This is a genomic window from Acidovorax temperans, assembly GCF_006716905.1.
Lineage (GTDB): Bacteria > Pseudomonadota > Gammaproteobacteria > Burkholderiales > Burkholderiaceae_C > Acidovorax > Acidovorax temperans.
The window spans coordinates 1,513,952-1,533,659 of record NZ_VFPV01000001.1; the positions used below are offsets into that span (position 1 = coordinate 1,513,952).

18 protein-coding genes are annotated in these 19,708 nt (G+C 62.4%); 5 read left to right on the plus strand and 13 right to left on the minus strand.

Translation table 11 applies throughout. The features are described from left to right. Positions 1–5: 5 nt before the first annotated feature. The 11 genes from BDD18_RS07290 to BDD18_RS07340 form a co-directional block, all read right to left on the minus strand. Positions 6–515, minus strand: a complete 510-nt coding sequence (locus BDD18_RS07290) for a DUF4442 domain-containing protein (protein ID WP_142082178.1) — start codon at positions 513–515, stop codon at positions 6–8. A gap of 11 nt (positions 516–526) precedes the next feature. Further along, positions 527–2,929: a 3-hydroxyacyl-CoA dehydrogenase/enoyl-CoA hydratase family protein gene (locus BDD18_RS07295; RefSeq protein ID WP_066692988.1), complete on the minus strand. Its 2,403-nt coding sequence runs from the start codon at positions 2,927–2,929 to the stop codon at positions 527–529. Positions 2,930–2,995: 66 nt separating this feature from the next. After that, entirely contained in the window at positions 2,996–3,433 is a 438-nt protein-coding gene (locus BDD18_RS07300) for a DUF2147 domain-containing protein (RefSeq protein ID WP_066692984.1), read from the minus strand. A 53-nt stretch (positions 3,434–3,486) separates the two neighbouring features. After that, positions 3,487–5,283 (minus strand): acyl-CoA dehydrogenase C-terminal domain-containing protein, encoded by a 1,797-nt coding sequence (locus tag BDD18_RS07305; RefSeq protein WP_044395765.1) that lies wholly within the window; start codon positions 5,281–5,283, stop codon positions 3,487–3,489. A 4-nt stretch (positions 5,284–5,287) separates the two neighbouring features. After that, complete coding sequence (locus tag BDD18_RS07310; RefSeq protein WP_066783113.1) at positions 5,288–6,052, minus strand: TetR/AcrR family transcriptional regulator; 765 nt, start codon at positions 6,050–6,052, stop codon at positions 5,288–5,290. A 323-nt stretch (positions 6,053–6,375) separates the two neighbouring features. Next, the gene (gene slmA, locus BDD18_RS07315) at positions 6,376–7,035 is read right to left on the minus strand and encodes a nucleoid occlusion factor SlmA (protein ID WP_142082180.1); all 660 of its coding nucleotides are present in this window, start codon (positions 7,033–7,035) and stop codon (positions 6,376–6,378) included. 267 nt (positions 7,036–7,302) lie between these two features. Beyond that, complete coding sequence (locus tag BDD18_RS07320) at positions 7,303–8,751, minus strand: sensor histidine kinase (protein WP_142082182.1); 1,449 nt, start codon at positions 8,749–8,751, stop codon at positions 7,303–7,305. Between the two features lie 152 nt (positions 8,752–8,903). Then, positions 8,904–9,599 (minus strand): response regulator transcription factor, encoded by a 696-nt coding sequence (locus BDD18_RS07325; protein WP_142082184.1) that lies wholly within the window; start codon positions 9,597–9,599, stop codon positions 8,904–8,906. Between the two features lie 13 nt (positions 9,600–9,612). Beyond that, positions 9,613–10,503 (minus strand): acetylglutamate kinase, encoded by an 891-nt coding sequence (gene argB, locus BDD18_RS07330; RefSeq protein WP_044395884.1) that lies wholly within the window; start codon positions 10,501–10,503, stop codon positions 9,613–9,615. Positions 10,504–10,667: 164 nt separating this feature from the next. Beyond that, on the minus strand, positions 10,668–10,940 hold the full coding sequence (locus BDD18_RS07335) for a cytochrome C oxidase subunit IV family protein (RefSeq protein WP_244939003.1): 273 nt from the start codon (positions 10,938–10,940) through the stop codon (positions 10,668–10,670). 22 nt (positions 10,941–10,962) lie between these two features. Beyond that, positions 10,963–11,553 carry a cytochrome c oxidase subunit 3 family protein gene (locus BDD18_RS07340; RefSeq protein ID WP_142082188.1) on the minus strand — a complete coding sequence of 197 codons (591 nt, stop codon included), beginning with the start codon at positions 11,551–11,553 and terminating at the stop codon, positions 10,963–10,965. 232 nt (positions 11,554–11,785) lie between these two features. On the opposite strand from BDD18_RS07340, the gene BDD18_RS07345 reads away from it, so the two are divergent. From BDD18_RS07345 to BDD18_RS07365, 5 genes are all read left to right on the plus strand, one after another. Continuing rightward, complete coding sequence (locus BDD18_RS07345; protein WP_044395751.1) at positions 11,786–12,211, plus strand: c-type cytochrome; 426 nt, start codon at positions 11,786–11,788, stop codon at positions 12,209–12,211. A gap of 48 nt (positions 12,212–12,259) precedes the next feature. After that, complete coding sequence (locus BDD18_RS07350; RefSeq protein WP_052520957.1) at positions 12,260–13,690, plus strand: cbb3-type cytochrome c oxidase subunit I; 1,431 nt, start codon at positions 12,260–12,262, stop codon at positions 13,688–13,690. 2 nt (positions 13,691–13,692) lie between these two features. Next, entirely contained in the window at positions 13,693–14,535 is an 843-nt protein-coding gene (locus BDD18_RS07355) for a CbbQ/NirQ/NorQ/GpvN family protein (protein ID WP_066783103.1), read from the plus strand. Between the two features lie 115 nt (positions 14,536–14,650). Then, positions 14,651–15,532 carry a 4Fe-4S binding protein gene (locus tag BDD18_RS07360; protein ID WP_244939004.1) on the plus strand — a complete coding sequence of 294 codons (882 nt, stop codon included), beginning with the start codon at positions 14,651–14,653 and terminating at the stop codon, positions 15,530–15,532. Continuing rightward, positions 15,532–17,364, plus strand: coding sequence for a nitric oxide reductase activation protein NorD (locus BDD18_RS07365; RefSeq protein WP_142082190.1), 1,833 nt, complete (start codon positions 15,532–15,534; stop codon positions 17,362–17,364). Before BDD18_RS07360 ends, BDD18_RS07365 begins: the two co-directional genes overlap by 1 nt. A 25-nt stretch (positions 17,365–17,389) precedes the next feature. On the opposite strand, the gene BDD18_RS07370 is transcribed toward BDD18_RS07365, so the two are convergent. Together BDD18_RS07370 and BDD18_RS07375 are read right to left on the minus strand one after the other, a co-directional pair. Then, on the minus strand, positions 17,390–18,493 hold the full coding sequence (locus tag BDD18_RS07370; protein ID WP_142082192.1) for a glycosyltransferase family 4 protein: 1,104 nt from the start codon (positions 18,491–18,493) through the stop codon (positions 17,390–17,392). A gap of 5 nt (positions 18,494–18,498) precedes the next feature. After that, the gene (locus tag BDD18_RS07375) at positions 18,499–19,299 is read right to left on the minus strand and encodes a glycosyltransferase family protein (RefSeq protein WP_142082194.1); all 801 of its coding nucleotides are present in this window, start codon (positions 19,297–19,299) and stop codon (positions 18,499–18,501) included. Between the last annotated feature and the right edge of the window lie 409 nt (positions 19,300–19,708).

Here is a 19,708-nt window from a genome sequence, read left to right on the forward strand (position 1 = left end):
CTCCTTCAATTCTTGGGGGGGCGGCTGGAAGGAACCCAGGCCCACGTAAATACACATTCGACCGGCTCCACACCGGCTTCGTCGGTCACGGTGACTTTCACCTGCACCTCACCCTTGTCGCTGCCCTGCATGGCGGCGCGCTGCTCGGCGGTGAGCGTGGCCACGGCCTTCAGGCCGCCCGTGGCGCGCTTCTTGAACGCCATGCTGAACTCCTTGGCCAGCGGCAGGCAGTCGTCGCGCACGTTCATGCCCGCGACCATGCCGGTGGCCGTTTCGGCCAGCAGGTTCATGGCCGAGGCGTGCACGCCGCCGATGTGGTTCTGCACGCGGTGCTCGTTGGCAAGATGCACCTCGACACGCTCGGGCGTGAGCGACACGAACTTCACCCCGGCCGTGCCGGTGAAAGGCACGGCCCGGCGCAGGATGATGTTCTGCACAAAGCCCCGCATGAAGGCGGGTGCTTCGTCCAGACGCATCAGCGAGCGCTGGAGTTTGTTGGGGCGGTGGTCCGTCACGGCGAAGGCGGTCAGTTGCGGACAGGCTTGCCGGTGGACAGCATGCCCAGGATGCGCTCGTGCGTCTTGGGCTGGGCGATCAGGTGGCAGAACACCTTGCGCTCCAGCGTGAGCAGGTATTCCTCGCTCACCATCGAACCCGCATCCACATCGCCGCCACAGACCACCTCGGCAATCATGGCGCCGATCTTGAAGTCATAGGCGCTGATGAAGCCGCCGTCGCGCATGTTCACCAGCTGCGCCTTGATGGTGGCCAGGCCGCTGCGGCCCGCCACGGGGAACAGGCGCTTGTGCGGTGCACGCCAGCCACTGGCAGCCATGGACTTGGCTTCGTTGATGGCGACGAACAGCAGCTCGTCCTTGTGCGGAACGATGACGTCGCTGTCCAGCAGGTAGCCCAGCTTGCGCGATTCGAGCGCGCTGGTGCCCACCTTGGCCATGGCGGCGGCGGTGAAGCCTTCGGTCAGGAAGGGCAGGATGTCCTTGCTCGTCGAAGCCGCCATGTTCTCGGCCGCGCGGCGGGCGATGTAGGTCAGGCCGCCGGCGCCGGGCACCAGGCCCACGCCCACTTCGACCAGGCCGATGTAGCTTTCCATGTGCGCCACGCGCTTGGCCGAATACACGGCCAGCTCGCAGCCGCCGCCCAGCGCCATGCCGTGGATGGCAGCCACCACGGGAACCTGCGCGTAGCGGATGCGCATCATCAGGTTCTGCAGCTCCTGCTCGATGCTTTCCACCGCGTCGGGGCCGCCCACGGCAAAGGCGGGCATGGTGGCTTCCAGGTCGGCGCCCACGCTGAACGGCGCATCGCCCGACCAGATGACCATGCCGTCGTATTCGCGCTCGGCCAGCTCCAGGGCTTCAGCCAGACCTTCCATCACCTCGGGGCTGATGGCGTGCATCTTGTTCTTGATGCTGGCAATCAGAACCTTGCTATCAAGCGTCCAGGTGCGTAGGGCTTTCGATTCGGCAATGGTGGTGCCAGCGGTGCGCCAGTCGGGCAGGCTGGTTTCGCCCAGCAGCGCCTCGGGGAAGATCTGGCGTTCGTACACGGGCAGCTGGCGGCGGGGCACAAACTGGCCGCGCGATGCGCTCCACGAACCTTGCGCGGTGTGCACGCCACCGGCGTCGGCCACAGGGCCCTTGAACACCCACTCGGGCAGCGGTGCCTTGCACAGCGCTTTGCCAGCGTCGATGTCTTCCTGGATCATCTTCGCCACTTCGAGCCAGCCGGCTTCTTGCCACAGCTCGAAGGGGCCCTGCTTCATGCCAAAGCCCCAGCGCATGGCCTGGTCCACGTCGCGGGCGTTGTCGGCAATAGTGGCCAGGTGCACGGCAGCGTAATGGAAGCTGTTGCGCAAAATGGCCCAGAGGAACTGGCCGGGCGCGCCTTCTGCGTTGCGCAGCAGGCGCAGGCGTTCAGCGGCGGGCTTCTTGAGCATGCGGGCATACACCTCGTCGGCCTTCTGACCGGCGGGCACGTACTCCTCGCTTTCCAGCTCGAAGCGCATCACGTCGCGGCCGACCTTCTTGAAGAAACCGGCCTTGGTCTTCTGGCCCAGGTTGCCCAGCTCCAGCAGCTTTTTCAGCACGGCGGGCGTGCCAAAGCTTTCGTAGAAGGGATCGGTCTCCAGGCTCAGGTTGTCCTGCAGCGTCTTGATGACGTGGGCCATGGTGTCCAGGCCCACCACGTCGGCGGTGCGGAAGGTGCCGCTCGATGCTCGGCCCAGCTTCTTGCCCGTGAGGTCGTCCACCACATCGTAGGTCAGGCCGAAGTTCTCGACTTCCTTCATCGTGGACAGCATGCCCGCGATGCCCACGCGGTTGGCCACGAAGTTGGGCGTGTCGTGCGCGCGCACCACGCCCTTGCCCAGGCCGCTGGTGACGAAGGCTTCGAGCTGGTCCAGCACTTCGGGCTGCGTGGTGGGGGTGTTGATCAGCTCCACCAGCGTCATGTAACGCGGGGGGTTGAAGAAGTGGATGCCGCAGAAACGGGGCTTGATGCTCTCGGGCAGCACTTCGCTCAGCTTGGTGATCGACAGGCCCGAGGTGTTGGACGCCAGGATGGCGTGCTTGGCCACGTGGGGGGCGATCTTGGTGTACAGGTCGAGCTTCCAGTCCATGCGCTCGGCAATGGCCTCGATCACGAGGTCGCATTCCTTGAGCAGGTGCATGTGCTCTTCGTAGTTGGCCTGCTGGATCAGCGCCGCATCATCGGCCACACCCAGGGGCGAGGGCTTGAGCTTCTTGAGGCCTTCAACGGCCTTGGTGACGATGCCGTTCTTCGGGCCTTCCTTCGCGGGCAGGTCGAACAGCACCACGGGCACCTTCACGTTGACGAGGTGGGCGGCAATCTGCGCGCCCATCACGCCTGCGCCGAGCACGGCGACTTTTTTCACTTGGAATCGGGACATGGGTTGGGTTCCTTGTTGGGGCGCGGCGTCACCCCGGTGGGGTGCGCGCGGCCACGGGAATGGGGGTTACTGGATGCGGATCCAGGTCTGCGTGCGGCCGAAGGGGCCGATGGAGCCACGCACTTCCAGCTTCTTGCCGCCCTCGATGGGCGTGAGGCGCAGCGTGTAGTTGCGGCCATTCTCGGGGTCGAGAATCTTGCCGCCTTCCCACACGTCCTTGCCGTCGGCCTTCTTGGCGCCACGGATGATTTCCAGGCCCAGCACCGGCTTGTCCTTGCGGTCATCGGTGCATTCCTTGCACACATCGTCCGGCTTGGCGTCCTTGGACAGGCGCTTTTCCAGCACCCCCAGCAACCCACCCGCACCTGTGTCACGGATGCGGATTTCGGCCTTGGCTTCGCCCGTCTTGTCGTCCACGTTGCGCCACAGGCCCTCAGGGGTCATCTGGGCCCAGGCCGGAGCCCCAATTGCTACCAAAATAATAGCTGCTACCGCTTTATACATAAGCGCTCCAGGGCAAAAATGCTTGAAATTCACCGTGCATGCAGGGCGTCGGATCAGGCCAGGGCCAGGTCCGTGTCCATCAGCACCTTGCTGCCGGCACGGGCGGTGCGCATCAGCGTGGCGGTTTCAGGGAACAGCTTGGCAAAGTAGAAGCGTGCGGTTTGCAGCTTGGCACCGTAGAAGGGGTCGGTGTTGCCAGCGGCAATTTCGCGCAGGGCGACCTGGGCCATGCGGGCAAACAGGTAGCCGAACACCAGGTGGCCGGCCACGCGCAGGTAGTCCACAGCGGCAGCGCCCACTTCATCGGGGTTTTGCATGCCCTTGAAGCCGATTTCGGTGGTGAACTTGGTCATCTGGTCGCCCAGCATCGCGATCGGGTTGATGAACTCGGCCATCTTCTCGTTCACGCCCTCTTCTTCCACCAGCTTGCCAATCAGCTTGCCCAGCTTTTTCAGCGTGGCGCCGTTGTTGCCCAGGATCTTGCGGCCCAGCAGGTCCAGCGACTGCACGGTGTTCGTGCCTTCGTAGATCATGTTGATGCGGTTGTCGCGCACGTACTGCTCCATGCCCCATTCCTTGATGAAGCCGTGGCCACCAAAGACCTGCATGCAGTGGTTGGTAGCGATGTGCCCGTTGTCGGTGATGAAGGCCTTGACGATGGGGGTCAGCAGGGCCACGAGCTCTTCAGACTCGGCACGCACCTTTTCATCGGGGTGGCTGTGCACCTTGTCCAGCAGCAGCGTGCAGTAAATCTGCAGCGCGCGGGCGCCTTCGGCGTAGGCCTTGGCGGTGAGCAACATCTTGCGCACATCGGGGTGCACGATGATGGGGTCGGCTTCCTTGTCCTTGGCCTTGGTGCCGCTCAATGAGCGCATCTGGATGCGGTCCTTGGCGTAGGCCAGCGCGTTCTGGAAAGCCACTTCGGTCAGGCCCAGCGACTGGTTGCCCACGCCCAGGCGGGCGGCGTTCATCATCACGAACATGGCAGCCAGGCCCTTGTTGGGCTGGCCCACCAGGGTGCCGATGGCGCCGTCGATGGCGATCTGTGCCGTGGCGTTGCCGTGGATGCCCATCTTGTGCTCCAGGCCCGTGCAGTAAATGGGGTTGCGCTCGCCCAGGCTGCCATCAGCATTCACCTTGAACTTGGGCACCACAAACAGGCTGATGCCCTTGCTGCCCTTGGGCGCATCGGGCAAACGTGCCAGCACCAGGTGCACGATGTTGGAAGCCATGCTGTGCTCGCCAGCGCTGATGAAAATCTTGTTGCCGGTGAGCTTGTAGGTGCCGTCTGCCTGGGGTTCGGCCTTGGTGCGCAGCAGGCCCAGGTCGGTACCGCAGTGGGGTTCGGTCAGGCACATGGTGCCAGTCCACTCGCCGCTGGTCAGCTTGGGCAGGTACAGCTTCTTTTGCTCATCGGTGCCATGCGCGTGCAGGGCTTCGTAGGCGCCGTGGCTCAGGCCGGGGTACATGGTCCAGGCCTGGTTGGCCGAGTTCATCATCTCGTACAGGCACTGGTTCAGCACAAAGGGCAGGCCCTGGCCGCCATAGGCGGGGTCGCAGCTCAGCGCCGCCCAGCCGCCTTCGACGTACTTGTCATAGGCTTCCTTGAAGCCCGTGGGGGTCTTGACCTCGTGGGTGGCCTTGTCCAGCACGCAGCCTTCGGTGTCGCCGCTGATGTTCAGCGGGAAGATCACTTCCGACGCGAACTTGCCCGCCTCTTCGATGACGGCGTTGATGGTGTCCACATCCACCTCGGCATGCTGGGGCATGGCCTTGAATTCATCGGTGACCTTGAAGACTTCATGCATCACGAATTGCATGTCGCGCAGGGGCGGCGTGTAGGTAGGCATCGGTTTACTCCTTGGAGGGGGTGGTCGTTGAAACGGAAACTTTGCGCCGCGCAGCGGCAGGTCGGTGTGCCGCCGGGGCGGCTTTGGCGGACGGTGCCGCCCGCGCTGCTGCACCTTCGGTGCGGTAGCGCGCAAGAATGTTTTGAAAACCCATCACTGCACGCTCGATCGAGCCTGGGTTTTGCAGGAAACGGGCTTCGTAGTGCAGCGCCAGGATGAGGCCGTGGATCTCGAACAGCATCTGTTCTTCGTTGGTGTCCGGGCGCAGCTCGCCGCAGTCCTTGCACTGCTCAATGGCGCGCCGCATAGCGGCGTGCCAGGTCATGACCGAGCTGGCCAGCGCATCGCGCACAGGGCCGGTGCGGTCGTCAAACTCCACAGCGCCGCTGATGTAGATGCAGCCCGAGTCGATTTCGATGGAGGTACGCTTCATCCAGTTGTCGAACATCGCGCTCAAACGCGCGATGCCGCGGGGCGAAGACATGGCGGGGTAGAAAACTTCTTGCTCGAAGCGCGTGTGATATTCGCGGATGACGGAAATCTGCAGCTCTTCACGCGAGCCAAAGTGGGCAAATACGCCCGACTTGCTCATGCCGGTAATGTCTGCCAGCGCGCCAATCGACAACCCCTCCAGCCCAATGTGCGTGGCAAGGCCCAGGGCGGCTTCGACGATGGCCGCCTTGGTCTGCGGGCCCTTTTGCATGGCCCGGCCAGTGGTGGCGCGGGTGCGGGGGGCGCGTGGAGCGGAAGAATCAGATTTGGCGGGCATGCGTGCAAATAAAACGAACGTTCGTTCTATTTTGCAGCATTTTTGATCTTCGGCGAAAGCCCCCTCGAAAAAAAGAGGTAACACCCAAAGCCTGTTGTTCTGCAGCCACCTGTGTGACACCGAAGCACGAACGGGGCCGCGCGCAGGGGCGCGTGTCAACCCAGTGACCAGTTTATGCCGCCCACCCGCCCGGTGCAGCAGGGAAAACGCCAGCACGGAGCCACCCACCCAGGTCTCGCCCAACAAAAAAGCCCCACACCGGTGAGCGTGGGGCTTGGAAGGAAAGGCAGACGGGGCGCTGCGCCCTATCTAACGCAAGCCCATCAATGCAGCATCAGCGCCAGGCTGGCGTCGAGGTGCTCGGTAGGGTTGCGGCGAAAGCCCGAGCGCGCAAAACGTTGCAGGCGTCCCAACGCGAACGAGGTCAACACGCTGGCCTGTACCTGAGCGTGCACAGTGGGCGTTTCTGAACCGCTGGCGCGCAGGCATTGGCGCAGGGTGGACTCGATGCGGTCAAAGAACTGGTTCATGCGCTGCTGCAGGCGTTCATGCTCAAACACCAGCGCATCACCCACCATCACCCGCACCATGCCGGGGTTGCGTTCGCCAAACTGCAGCAGCAGCGCGATGATGCGGCTGGCCTGGCGCAGCCCTACTTCTGCAGGCTGGTCGGGGGCAGGCACGTCACGCCCGGTGATCTGCTGCACCAGCGTGAAAACGGATTGCTCGATGAAGTCGATGAGCCCTTCGAACATCTGCGCCTTGCTGGCGAAATGGCGATACAGCGCCGCCTCGCTCACCGACAGACGCGCGGCCAGTGCGGCCGTGGTGATGCGCTCGGCGCCGGGTTGTTCCAGCATGGCCGCCAGCGCTTGCAGGATCTGCACGCGCCGCTCGCCCGGCTTGGGCCGCTTGCGGGCCGCTGGCGCTTCTTCAGCGTCAACGGAGTCGGCAGGTTCAATCAGAGACGAGGTATCAGACATGCGCAAACAACAAAGAGAAAGACCCACAGGCCAAGTAGACGGAGCCCCGGGCTGGTGGAGTGCGACCGGTAGCACGATAGGTGCCAGGACACCCCGGCGCCTTCAAGCGCGCGGCAGGGCGTAAATCCTGTGTGCAAATGATTCTCGCACACCCGTTCGCCGTCGGTTTGCAAATGGTTTGCAAACGCAGCCCTTGACGGCAAGACTGCCCGCAGCCCCCACAGCCAGACGGTACACCACAGCCGCACTCCGGCTGGGTCACGATGACTAGGGGAAAAGCACCGTCACGCGCAGGCCTCGGCCTTGCGCTCCCGTGTCCAGCGTGAGCGTTGCACGGTGCACCCGGCTGATTTCGTCGGCAATGGCCAAGCCCAAACCCGTGCCCTCGCCCACCGCGCCGGGCACGCGGTAAAACCGCTGCATGACGCGAGAGCGCTCACTCTCGGGCACGCCCGGGCCGTCGTCTTCCACTTCCAGATACACCCGCAATGCCCCCGAAGGCACCAGCCGCTGCCCGCAGCGCATGGTGACCACCCCACCCGCCGGGGTGTATTTAATGGCGTTGTCCACCAGGTTGGACATCAACTCCCGCAGCAGCCAGCCGTGGCCGGTGACGTGCACCGGCTGCACTTCCAGCCCCAGATCCAGACCCTTGCCAGTGGCAGCATCGAGGAAGTTCTCCAGCAGCGTCTCGCACAGGTCTTTCAGATCCACGCGCTGCAACGGCTGCGCGTCCATGCTGCGCTCATCGGCCCGCGACAAAGCCAGCAGCTGGTGCGCCAGTTGCGAAGTGCGACGGGTGGCATTGCGTAGCTTCTCAATCTGCTCCACTCCTAAAACAATAGCACCTTGCGCTTTATGGGCGGGCGCTAGAGGCTGTTTTCTCTCTAAATTAGCAGAATCACCCTGCACCGCCCCAGCCGCCTTGGCCATCATCGCCCAGGCTTCCACCTGTGCCTGCAGGCCTGCCAGCGGCGTTCGCAACTGGTGGGCTGCGTCGGCCACAAACCGGCGCTGCCCCTCCGCCTGCGCGTTGACCAGGGCAAACAGGCGGTTGAGCGAATGCACCAGCGGGCGTACTTCAGTGGGCGAGGCGCTTTCGTCGATGGGGCTGAGATCGCGCGGCGAACGGTGCTCGACCGCCTCGGCCAGGTCCACCAAAGGCTTGAAAGCCCGGCCCACGGCCCAGTGGATGGCCAGCGCGGCGGCAGCCACCAGCACCAGGTTGGGCAGCAGCACCCGCAAGAGCAGCTGCTGAGCCCATTGCTGGCGGGGGTCTGAGCCATCGGCAATCGCCACCACCAGCTCCCCAGCCCCAGTGCGCCCGCGCTGCACCGCCACCCGGTACGTCACGCCGCCATATTCCAGGCTATGGAATTCAGGCTGCGCGGTGGTGGGGACCACGCCATCCACCCACTCATCCCCCAGCAGCAACTGGCCATCGGCGTCACGCACGCTGTAACCCGCGAACCCGGCGTTCTGGCGCAAAAAATCTTCCACCGGCGGGGCCAACAGCAACAGGGGCGCGCCATGTTCATGGATGGAAGGTGCCACCACCGAGTCGGCCAGCGCCGGGAGCAGGCGCAGCAGCCGCTGGTCATGCCGGCTCGCTGCGTCGTCGGCCGAGCGGTAGTCCATCCATACGCCCGCCAGGGCCAGCACGCACAGCGGCAGCACCAGCAGCAACAGCAGGCGGTTGCGCAAGTCAGAGGTCATACCGCTCAAACCAAGGCGGTGTGCGGGGCTTGGCCTGTGGGCATACATATGGCGACGTCCACTCAAGGAACGCAGCGGCCGTGAAGCGCTGCGCCACCATGCCGACACGAACAGGCTTCACGGTGTGCTGGCATGGGCAGTCCTCCTCGGCTTCAGGCCTGCTGCGCCAGTTCCAGCCGGTAGCCAAAGCCCCGGATAGAGCGCAGTGCCACGCCGTGCGGCTCCAGCTTGCCGCGCAGGCGCGAGACATACACCTCCACCGCGTTGGGCGTGATTTCCTTGTCCCAGCCCGTCAAGGCCTGCAAGAGCTTGTCTTTGCTGGCGGGCTTGGGGGCGTGGATGAGCAGGTACTCCAGCACCGTCCATTCGCGCGGCCCGAGCTCAATGACGTGCTCCACCCCGTCCACGCGGGCGCAGGCACGGCGGCCTGCGGTGTCCAGCTCCAGCGGGCCAAAGCTGAGCACCGCCGTGGTGGCGGCCTGTGAGCGCCGCAGCAGCGCACGCAGGCGTGCAAGCAGTTCGGGCAGCTCGAAGGGCTTGACCATGTAGTCGTCAGCCCCCAAATCCAGCCCCTGCACCCGGTCATGCAGGGCATCGCGCGCGGTCAGGATAAGCACCGGCATGCTTCGGCTGGGCATGTCGGGGCGGCGCAGGCGCCGGGTCAGCTCCAGTCCATCCATGCCCGGCAGGCCAATGTCGATGATGGCGGCATCGAACGATTCGTTGCGCAGCACATCCTCGGCCCGCTCGCCACTGCCCACCCAGTCCACGGCATAACCCGCATCGGTGAGCCCCAGCTTGATGCCGCTGGCCACCATCACATCGTCTTCGACCAGAAGCAGGCGCATGGTGCGTCCGCGCTCAGTGCGACCGGATCATGGTGCCGTAGGCCTGCTCGGTCAGAATTTCGAGCAGCATGGCGTGTGGCACGCGGCCATCAATGATGTGCACGGCGTTCACACCGGCCTTGGCGGCGTCCAGCGCGCCCGCAATTTTGGGCAACATGCCGCCCGAGATGGTGCCGTCGGCAAACAGCTCGTCGATGCGGCGGGCCGTCAGGTCGGTCAGCAGGTTGCCAGCCTTGTCGAGCACACCGGGCGTGTTTGTCAGCAGCATGAGCTTCTCGGCCTTGAGCACTTCGGCCAGCTTGCTGGCCACCACGTCGGCGTTGATGTTGTAGCTCTCGTTGTTTTCGCCAAAGCCAATGGGGCTGATGACGGGGATGAAGGCGTCGTCCTGCAGCGCTTTCACCACGCTGGGGTCGATGGAGACAATGTCGCCCACCTGGCCCACATCGTGTTCAATGTTGGGGTCCTTGCTGTCCACCATCTTGAGCTTGCGCGCGCGGATCATGCCGCCGTCACGCCCGGTCAGGCCCACGGCCTTGCCGCCTGCCTGGTTGATCAGGCCCACGATGTCTTGCTGCACTTCACCGGCCAGCACCCATTCCACCACTTCCATGGTTTCGGCATCGGTCACGCGCATGCCCTGGATGAACTGGCCCTTCTTGCCCAGGCGGTTGAGCGCAGTTTCGATCTGCGGGCCGCCGCCGTGCACCACCACCGGGTTCATGCCCACCAGCTTGAGCAGCACCACGTCTTCGGCAAAGTCGGCCTGCAGGGCGGGGTCGGTCATGGCGTTGCCGCCGTACTTGATGACCATGGTCTTGCCATGGAACTTGCGAATGTAGGGCAGCGCCTGGGCCAGAATTTCAGCCTTGTCGCGGGGGGCAATCGAAAGAAGGTCGGTCATGGAGGCGTGCCATCCGGTGAAAACAATGAGGCGCAAATTGTGCCGCATTCACGCCCGCCCGGAAGGCTGGCGCGCGCAAGCCCATCCACCCAGGGGCTGATCTGGCCGGCGCCCCAAAAATCGCCAGCAAATCTATGCGGCGGCAGGGGCTTCGTCCGAGCACCTCACGCCCGCCCCAACAAATAGGCCAGCGCTACCAGCGCGATCACCAACGCCAGCCAGCCCAGTAACAGCCAGCGCCACAGCGCGGGGGCATGGCGCATCTCCAAAAACACCTGGATGACTACGACGCCCTTGACCACCGTCAAGACACCCAGACCTGCCAGGAACCAGCCTCCTGCTTGCGACACGAGGCCCATCTCCCCCAGAACATAGGTGATGGCGGTGGCGGCCAACAGCAGTACCCAGGCAGCATTCAACCAGCGGTTTTCGTGCACAGCTTTCTCCTTCGCAGCCATCTCAGCGCAATACATAGACCAGCGGAAACAGCACGATCCACAGCAAATCGACCATGTGCCAGAACGCAGCGCCGGTCTCCATGGCATGGCTGTCGTGGCTGCCGTAGGCGCCGCGTTGCAAGCGCAGCGCCAGGTAGCCCAGCGCCAGCATGGCCACCACCACGTGCAGGAAGTGGAATGCGGTGAGCATCAAATACAGCGTGTAGAAGGTGTTGGAAGTCAGGTCGATGCCCTGGTTCAGCTTGGCCGCGTATTCAGCCAGCTTCACCACGCCAAAGCCTGCTCCGCAAGCCATCGCAGCCAGCAACCAGCGCAGGCCGGCGCGGCGCGCATCGCTACGCACCGCCTGCACGGCACGGGCCACGCACCAGCTGCCCGTGATCAGCAGCACGGTGTTGAACGCGCCGGAATGCAGGTCCAGCGTGGCCTGCGCTGCGTTGAAGCCCGCCACATCGCGGCTGCGTGCAAACGCGTACGACACAAAGAAGATGCCGAAGGTCAACAGCTCGGCCAGGATGATCAACCACACCCCCAGGTCGCCGCGCAAGCGCGGCGCGGACTCTGGAGCGTGCGGCAATGGAATGGATGGCACCGGGAACTCCCCATGGATGGGTCACGCTTCTGCGCAACAGAAGGTGCGTAACCCGCTTGGTGACGCGCCAGCCAGCCACGTTGAAGAAGTAACAGAGGCTGGATTTGGCGTTCGAGTGTGGGTATGATAAACAAAGATTCACGCAAAATGAATCTTATTGAGAGAAATCAACCCCGGACCTGTGAGAGATCAGTACCGTATCCCTCGTCCCACTACAGAGAGGTAACCCACCATGAGCCAAGGCTTCACCAGCCAGATGGCGCGCAACATCTTCTACGGAGGCACCACGTTCTTCGTACTGCTTTTTGCGGCGCTGATCTTTCACACCGAAACCAAGATTCCCGAGCGATCCAAATCCGCGGAATTGACCCCGGCCGTCGTGCGCGGCAAGCACCTCTGGGAAACGCGTAACTGCATCGGCTGCCACACGCTGCTGGGCGAAGGCGCCTACTTCGCACCAGAGCTGGGCAATGTGTATGAGCGCCGCGGCCCTGACTTCATCAAGGGATGGATCAAGGCCATGCCGACGAATACCCCCGGTCGCCGTCAGATGCCGCAGTTCAACTTCACCGACGATCAACTGAACGATCTCGTGGAGTTCCTGCGCTGGTCGAACGGCATCAACACCGAGAAGTGGCCTCCCAACATCGAAGGGTGAGCGCCTGCGCCTCACGCGATGTCATATCCAACCCTTCAGGATCATCCTATGCAACCCGCAACCATCAAATACCAGTCGCAGGCGGTAGCCAAGCTCTACTTCATTGCCGCACTGGGCCTGTTCACTGGCCAGATCGTCTTCGGTCTGTCGCTGGGCCTGCAATACGTCATCGGTGACTTCTTGTTCCCGGCGATCCCCTTCAACATCGCCCGCATGGTTCACACCAACCTGCTGATCGTGTGGCTGCTGTTCGGCTTCATGGGCGCTGCCTATTACATGGTGCCCGAAGAGAGCGAGACCGAGCTGTACAGCCCCTTGTTCGCCAAAGTGCTGTTCTGGGTCTTCCTGGCAGCTGGCGCAGCCACCATCCTCGGCTACCTGCTGGTGCCTTACGCCAAGCTGGCCGAGATGACGGGCAACGACCTGCTCGCCACCATGGGCCGGGAGTTCCTGGAGCAACCCCTGCCGACCAAGCTCGGCATTGTGGTGGTGGCGCTGGGCTTCCTCTTCAACATCAGCATGACCGTGCTCAAGGGCCGCAAGACCGCCATCTCCATGGTGCTGCTCATGGGCCTGTGGGGCTTGGCGCTGATGTTCCTGTTCAGCTTTGTGAACCCCAGCAACCTGGTGCGCGACAAGATGTACTGGTGGTTTGTGGTGCACCTCTGGGTGGAAGGCACCTGGGAGCTGATCATGGCCTCTTTGCTGGCCTTCGTGCTGGTCAAGACCACTGGCGTGGACCGTGAAGTGATCGACAAGTGGATGTACATGATCGTGGCCTTCGCGCTGATCACCGGCATTCTGGGCACAGGCCACCACTTCTACTTCATCGGTCTGCCAGGCTACTGGCACTGGGTGGGTAGCGTGTTCTCAGCCATGGAGCCCATCCCCTTCTTCATGATGACGTTGTTCGCCTTCAACATGGTGCAACGCCGCCGCCGTGAACACCCCAACCAGGCCGCTGTGCTGTGGGCAGTGGGCACTGCCGTGATCGGCTTCCTGGGCGCTGGCGTGTGGGGCTTCATCCACACCCTCAGCACCGTCAACTACTACACCCACGGCTCGCAAGTCACCGCAGCCCACGGGCACCTGGCCTTCTACGGCGCCTATGTTCTGGTGGTGCTTGCCATCATCAGTTACGCCATGCCCATTCTGCGTGGCCGTGAAGCCAACCCCCTGCGTGCACAGCGTGTGGAAATGTGGAGCTTCTGGATCATGAGCATTGGTATGGCTGTGATGGTGCTGGCCCTGAGCGGCGCTGGCATCTTGCAAGTGTGGCTGCAACGCATGCCCACCACCGGTGCCATGCCTTTCATGGCCACGCAAGACCAGCTGGTGTTCTTTTACTGGGTGCGTGTGGCGGGTGGCGTGATGTTCCTGCTGGGCCTGCTGGCCTACCTGAGCAGCTTCTTTATCGGCCCTGCCGCAGATGAAGAAAGCCTGTCCCTTGGCGTGAGCACACGCTTGCAACGGGCCTGACCATGACGACGACCCCCACCCTCCAGCGCGAAGCCGCCACGGCAGCCCAAGCTGCAAGCAGCAGCCTGCCGTTCTATGCGGAGCAAGGCGACGAGTGCGCCCTGTTTGCACAGTGCCACGCACAGCAGCTGCCTCTGCTCATCAAGGGCCCTACAGGCTGCGGTAAAACGCGGTTCGTCGAGCACATGGCGGCGCGCCTGGGGCGGCCGTTGATCACCGTGTCATGCCACGATGATCTGAGCGCCGCCGACCTGGTGGGGCGTCACCTGATTGGCAACGGCAGCACCGTGTGGGCGGATGGCCCGCTCACACGGGCTGTGCGCGAGGGCGCCATCGTCTATCTGGACGAGGTGGTGGAGGCCCGCAAGGACACCACGGTAGTGCTGCATCCGCTGGCAGATGACCGGCGCATTCTGCCCATCGAGCGCACGGGTGAGCAGCTCAAGGCGCCGCCAGAATTCATGCTGGTCATCTCCTACAACCCAGGCTATCAAAACCTGCTCAAGGGGCTGAAGCCCAGCACACGCCAGCGCTTCACCGCGCTGACGCTGAACTACCCTGCCCCCGCCGTGGAGCGCAGCATTCTTGAAAAAGAAGGACGCGCGTCACCCGCCGTGGCGGCGCGGCTGGTGCAACTGGCCCAAGCGCTGCGCAGGCTGACGGATCACGACCTGGAAGAGACTGCCAGCACCCGCCTGCTGGTCATGGCAGCCCGGCTGGCTTCTGCCGGAATGGGCTTGCGCCAGGCCTGCCGTGCCGCTGTCGTCGATGCGCTGAGTGATGACCTGGACACCGTCCTCGCACTGGATGAGGTGGTGCGTGCGGTGGTGGGTGATGAGGACTGAAACCGAGCCTCCCGGCGGCACTCCCACGGAGTGCCACACAGCGCCTGCCGGACTGCATGCGCTGTGGAGCGGGATTCCCCTTCAGCGCCGCAGAAGGTGGCTGCAAGGCTCTTTCATGGCGCTCTTCTTGTTGGCGCCAGCCCTGAACCTTTTCCGCTTTGACCTCAACGAAACACAGTTGTGGGTTCTGGGGATGCGCTGGTCTTTGGGCATTGATGCCTTCCTGCGCGGCGAAGCCACGGCAGTGCAGACGGGCTGGGCCATTCTTTGGCGCGGCTTTCTGCCCGCCCTGGGTTTGATCGCCATCTTCCTGGGCATTGCCTACCGCTATGGTCGCTTGTATTGCGGCTGGCTGTGCCCCCACTTTTCGATGGTGGAAACTCTGAACGACCTGCTGCACCGCGCAACGGGCAAGTTCAGCATCTGGGACAACTCCCCCACCCCCCACGCTACACGCCAACCCAACGCACGCTGGTGGCCTCTTTTTCTGACCGCCTGTCTCGTCTGTGGCTTTGCCTGGGCGATCACCCTGCTCACTTACCTGCTGCCACCAGCCGAAATCTGGGGCAATCTCTGGCACGGCACGCTCACCGCCAACCAGATGCGGTTTCTGGCGATAGGCACGCTGGTCTTCACGCTGGAGTTCACCCTGGCGCGGCACCTGTTTTGCCGATTTGGCTGCGCGGTGGGCCTGTTTCAAAGCCTGGCCTGGATGGCCAACCCCAAGGGCCTGGTCGTCTCGTTCGCCAGAGACCGGGCCCGTGAATGCCGTACTTGCGACAGCCCCCGTGGCAGCGCCTGCGACCACGGATGCCCCATGCGCCTGCATCCGCGCAATATCAAACGCATGATGTTTTCTTGCGTGCAGTGTGGCCAGTGCCTCACTGCCTGCGATACCACCCAAGGGCAGCAAGGACGCACGCCCACCCTGGAGTGGAAGATTGGACTGGATGCCGTGAAAGAAACGCTGCGCCAACGGCGCGATGGAGCCTCTTGATGGAAGAGTGGATTGGCCAATGGTGGCACCGCGCCATCACCCACCTGGCAGAGCCGCAGCGAACGCATGTGCAGGTGGCCCTGAAAGACATGCAGCGCAGCATATCGCTGCTCTACCGAGCAGGCGGTGGCGACGCAGCCGTGCGGGTGACACCTGTGGCGGCCAGCCGTCACGGTGGCCCACGGCATTGGCTTCAAAAAGTGGCGGGCTCAGGCCTGCGCAGTGCGATGCCGGAACTGGATGCTCAGACGCTCGCGCTGCCCCCCGTCATCAGCGTATTCGACTCTGTAGAGTTGAACCGCGACCTGTACCTCTGGCTTGCTGCACTGGCCTCTGTTTTTGAACCTACGGGCGACTGGATTGCCGATAACCGTGCTGCTACCGCACGCGCACTGCAGCGGTTCGCAGGGCTACGTGAACGCCACCACCGCTTGACGGCCGCGCACTTGGCGCAGCGCCCTTTGCTCAGCAGCCTGCGCGCCAAGGATGTCCCCTGGGAAGCAGCCGTGCAGGCTGCCCTGCGCGGGGAAGAACACACGGCCTTGTTCGTGACTCCGCGCGAAGTCGCGCCCGTGTGGCTGTGGCTGAACGCCTGCGAAACGGGGGAAGGAGCAGAGCCAGCCGCTACGCCCACACCATCCAACGGAACATCGGAAGAAGAGCCCGCCCCCTCCCCTCTGGATGCGCACCGCCGCCGCGCTCGCAATGCCAAGCACCAGCCCTCGCGCAACGCCATGCTTCTGGCCGCCAAGACGGACTCTCTGACGAGCTGGAGTGAACTGGTACGCCTGGATCGCGGCACGGACGACTCTGCGGATGACAACGCTTCGGCCGCAGCCAACGACATGGACACCTTGTCACTGGCCCGGTCGGAACAAACCACTGCATCTCGCGTACGCTTTGACCTGGATTTGCCCAGCGCCAGCGCGGACGACCTGCCCTTGGGGCCGGGGACCAAAACCCCAGAATGGGACTGGCGCCGCAACGAACTGCGGCCCGACTACTGCGCGCTGCAGTGCGTGGTGGCCCGCACCGGAGAACCCTATCGCCCCCCAGCGCATCTGCAAGCCACGGCACGCCGCGTGCGCCGACGTCTGGAGATATTGCAAGCAGCACCCCGCTGGCATAAAGCCCAGGTCAGTGGGGACGAGATCGATATCGATGCGTGGGTACGCTTCCAAAGCGAAGCCTGCGGCGGCAACATCCACAGCGACACCCCCCCGGTGTACGCCCATCGCCAACGGACAGAACGCAGCTTGGCAACCCTGCTGCTGGCAGATCTTTCGCTGTCCACGGACGCTTACGCAACGTCAAACGCCCGCGTGATTGATGTCATTCGCGAAGCTCTGTACGTTTTTGGCTCTGCACTGTCAGGCACGGGCGACGCTTTTGAGATTTTGGGGTTCAGCTCCGTGCGCAGACAGCATGTGCGCATCCAGCACATCAAGGGCTTCCATGAACCTTGGAGCGACGCGATACACACCCGCATTGGCGCCTTGAAACCCGGCTTCTACACCCGCATGGGCGCAGCGGTGCGCGATGCAACCCAACGGCTATCGGCCCGCCCTGAACGCCAGCGCCTGCTGCTGGTACTGACGGACGGCAAGCCCAATGACATCGATGTGTACGAAGGACGTTACGGCCTGGAAGACACCCGCCACGCCATTCAAGAAGCACGGGCCGCAGGGCTGATTCCGTTTTGCGTCACGATTGACCACGAAGCCCACCAGTACCTGCCCATGCTGTTTGGGGCACAAGGCTATGCGCTGGTGCACCGTCCTCAGGATCTGGTCAAACACCTCACGCAGGCTTGGACCACACTCACCAGATAACCAACGGCGGCCCCGAAAAACGCTCTCAATGGCGTAGCCAGGAAGGCACCTTGAAGCGCACGATGACCAAATACGCAGAAACATAGCTGATCACGAACAGGCCGCAAAATCCCATCAGCAGCAATGTGTTATTCCAGAACAGCACCGCAGGCACCACGGTCAACAGCGTGAACCCCCAGAGGTACGGCGAGGTTCGGTTGTTACGCATCAACACCCGGCGGGACTCGTCATCGTGAAAAACGCCTCGGACAATGCGGCGATAGATGAGTTGATGGAAGTGCAAAGCATCAGCCACGCCGGGAGATACGCCACGCACCGCCTTGCGGTAAATGGAAAAAATCGTTTCCCATACCGGGTAAATCAGCAGCAGCATGGGGAACCACGGTGACACCTCAGCGTTGCGCTGCACTAGGGAGATGCTGGCCAACGCAATCACCACACCCCAGATATAGGCGCCTCCGTCCCCGGCAAACAACATACCGCGTGGATAGTTCCACACCAGAAAGCCCGCTGTAGCCGCTGCAGTGGATACCAACAGCGCCGCCAGTGCCCGGTCTCCCACTTGTAGGGCCACGTGCGCCAAAGCCAAGCAGACAATAACCGCCACCATGCCGGCCAAGCCGTTGTAACCATCGATAATATTGAAAGCGTGCGGAAGACCTGCCACTGCCAATAGAACAATCACCAAGCCCAGCCAAGGCACCCACACCAAAATTACGTCAAGCCAAGGTAATCCGAGCCGTGGCAAGGTAAGTCCAAGTCCCCACACTGCAACAGAACTAGACAGCGCAGTAAGAAAAAGGCGATACCGAACTGCCAAGCGCTGAGTCATGTCTTCGACAATTCCACCCAGTGCAGCGGGTAGCAATATAGCCAGCCACCAGAAAATCAATGAAGAGCCTAGCTTCAGTGAGCCTGGGCCCCCCCACTCTGCCTGCACCCAACCCAGTAACCAGCTACTGCTCAGCCCAAGCAAAACCGCTAAGCCCCCCAAGCGAGGCACGTTACCCAGGTGAAAACGCTGAGGCATCCCCGCACCATAATTCCGTGCATGGGCGCGCGCCCAGCGCACTACAGCCGCAGCTGTAATCATTGAAACAAAGAAAGCGATCAAAGATATCCAGATCATTACGGTTAGATCCTATGCCGGCCATCAGGATTAGGCTGTAACAATCGGCTGGCCTTGTAAAAAACTGGAGAGCCCCAGAGTCGAAGCAGACTAGCGATATGCCACCGAAAATGCTTCAAGCTTTTGCGGCTATCTCTTTGCCCCGCGTGACACACCTTGACTCCCGCACGATGTATCGTCAAACCCGCCAAACGCACACGCAAAGATAAGTCCACATCTTCACAGTACATAAAGTAGCCTTCGTCAAAGCCAGCGAGCTGCTCCCATACGTTACGACGGAGCACAAGACATGCTGCATTGACCCAATCTACCTGTTCCACACGTTTTGAAGCCGTATAACGCAGAAAAAGCGCCCATGGTGTGGGTATGGCCCTCTCGCAATCCTGGAGGACACCCGCCTCATCCACTTGCATTGGATAGGCAATACCCACCTCTTGCCTGCCTGCAGCGTCAATGAGCGTATCAAGCACACGCTCGCCTGGAAAAAACCGAATGTCTGGGTTCAACACACACAGAAATGACTCGCTGGATGCTGCCAACGCCCTGTTGTGGTTCGCACCAAATCCGCGTGGGTTTTTGTTATGCACCAATTCAACCTTAAATGGCCAACCAGTCAGTGGCGGCAGGGGCTCGGGGATGTTGAGTGTCACCACCACCCTAGTGATTGAACAATCTTGACCAGCGCACTGCGAAGCGAGATCTGACAGCAGATGCTCAATCATTCGGCCATGGCCATGGCTGACTATGGAAATAACGACATCTCTCTGAGGATGCACCTCTTCAGAGGCCAGAGAGTCAAAAATCATAGATTGGCCTTGACATCAACAACAAACTTACAAACGCCCAAGGGCACCCCTTCACTAGGAACCTTTGTGGATAAGACCAATCGCAGAGCCAATAGGGGAGAATATCTGCACTTCGGCATTGAACCCAAAGCAAACACTGGATCAGAACGCGATGAGCCACAGACAACCGTCCATTGCCGCAGCAGCGCGGTCATCTTGATGCGGAGCTATTCCCCGGCCACTCCACATGATGCACTCATCAATCCTCACGCAAGAGCACTGGCCAATCCATGAGCCAGTGATCTTGAGCAAGGCCCAACAGCACCAACACCACGCACTTGCCAAGGCAAATGACGTCTATTACGTTCACGACACACTCATCGATTGAAGCATCTGAGGGTTCATAGGTTAGCAGAAGCGGGGAATGTGC

Coding starts and splice junctions, on each gene's coding strand:
- BDD18_RS07295 (WP_066692988.1), bottom strand. CDS start 2,929: ATGTCCCGATTCCAAGTGAAAAAAGTCGCCGTGCTCGGCGCAGGCGTG.
- BDD18_RS07300 (WP_066692984.1), bottom strand. CDS start 3,433: ATGTATAAAGCGGTAGCAGCTATTATTTTGGTAGCAATTGGGGCTCCG.
- BDD18_RS07305 (WP_044395765.1), bottom strand. CDS start 5,283: ATGCCTACCTACACGCCGCCCCTGCGCGACATGCAATTCGTGATGCAT.
- BDD18_RS07310 (WP_066783113.1), bottom strand. CDS start 6,052: ATGCCCGCCAAATCTGATTCTTCCGCTCCACGCGCCCCCCGCACCCGC.
- slmA (WP_142082180.1), bottom strand. CDS start 7,035: ATGTCTGATACCTCGTCTCTGATTGAACCTGCCGACTCCGTTGACGCT.
- BDD18_RS07320 (WP_142082182.1), bottom strand. CDS start 8,751: ATGACCTCTGACTTGCGCAACCGCCTGCTGTTGCTGCTGGTGCTGCCG.
- BDD18_RS07325 (WP_142082184.1), bottom strand. CDS start 9,599: ATGCGCCTGCTTCTGGTCGAAGACGATGTGATGGTGGCCAGCGGCATC.
- argB (WP_044395884.1), bottom strand. CDS start 10,503: ATGACCGACCTTCTTTCGATTGCCCCCCGCGACAAGGCTGAAATTCTG.
- BDD18_RS07345 (WP_044395751.1), top strand. CDS start 11,786: ATGAGCCAAGGCTTCACCAGCCAGATGGCGCGCAACATCTTCTACGGA.
- BDD18_RS07350 (WP_052520957.1), top strand. CDS start 12,260: ATGCAACCCGCAACCATCAAATACCAGTCGCAGGCGGTAGCCAAGCTC.
- BDD18_RS07355 (WP_066783103.1), top strand. CDS start 13,693: ATGACGACGACCCCCACCCTCCAGCGCGAAGCCGCCACGGCAGCCCAA.
- BDD18_RS07360 (WP_244939004.1), top strand. CDS start 14,651: ATGGCGCTCTTCTTGTTGGCGCCAGCCCTGAACCTTTTCCGCTTTGAC.
- BDD18_RS07365 (WP_142082190.1), top strand. CDS start 15,532: ATGGAAGAGTGGATTGGCCAATGGTGGCACCGCGCCATCACCCACCTG.
- BDD18_RS07370 (WP_142082192.1), bottom strand. CDS start 18,493: ATGATCTGGATATCTTTGATCGCTTTCTTTGTTTCAATGATTACAGCT.
- BDD18_RS07375 (WP_142082194.1), bottom strand. CDS start 19,299: ATGATTTTTGACTCTCTGGCCTCTGAAGAGGTGCATCCTCAGAGAGAT.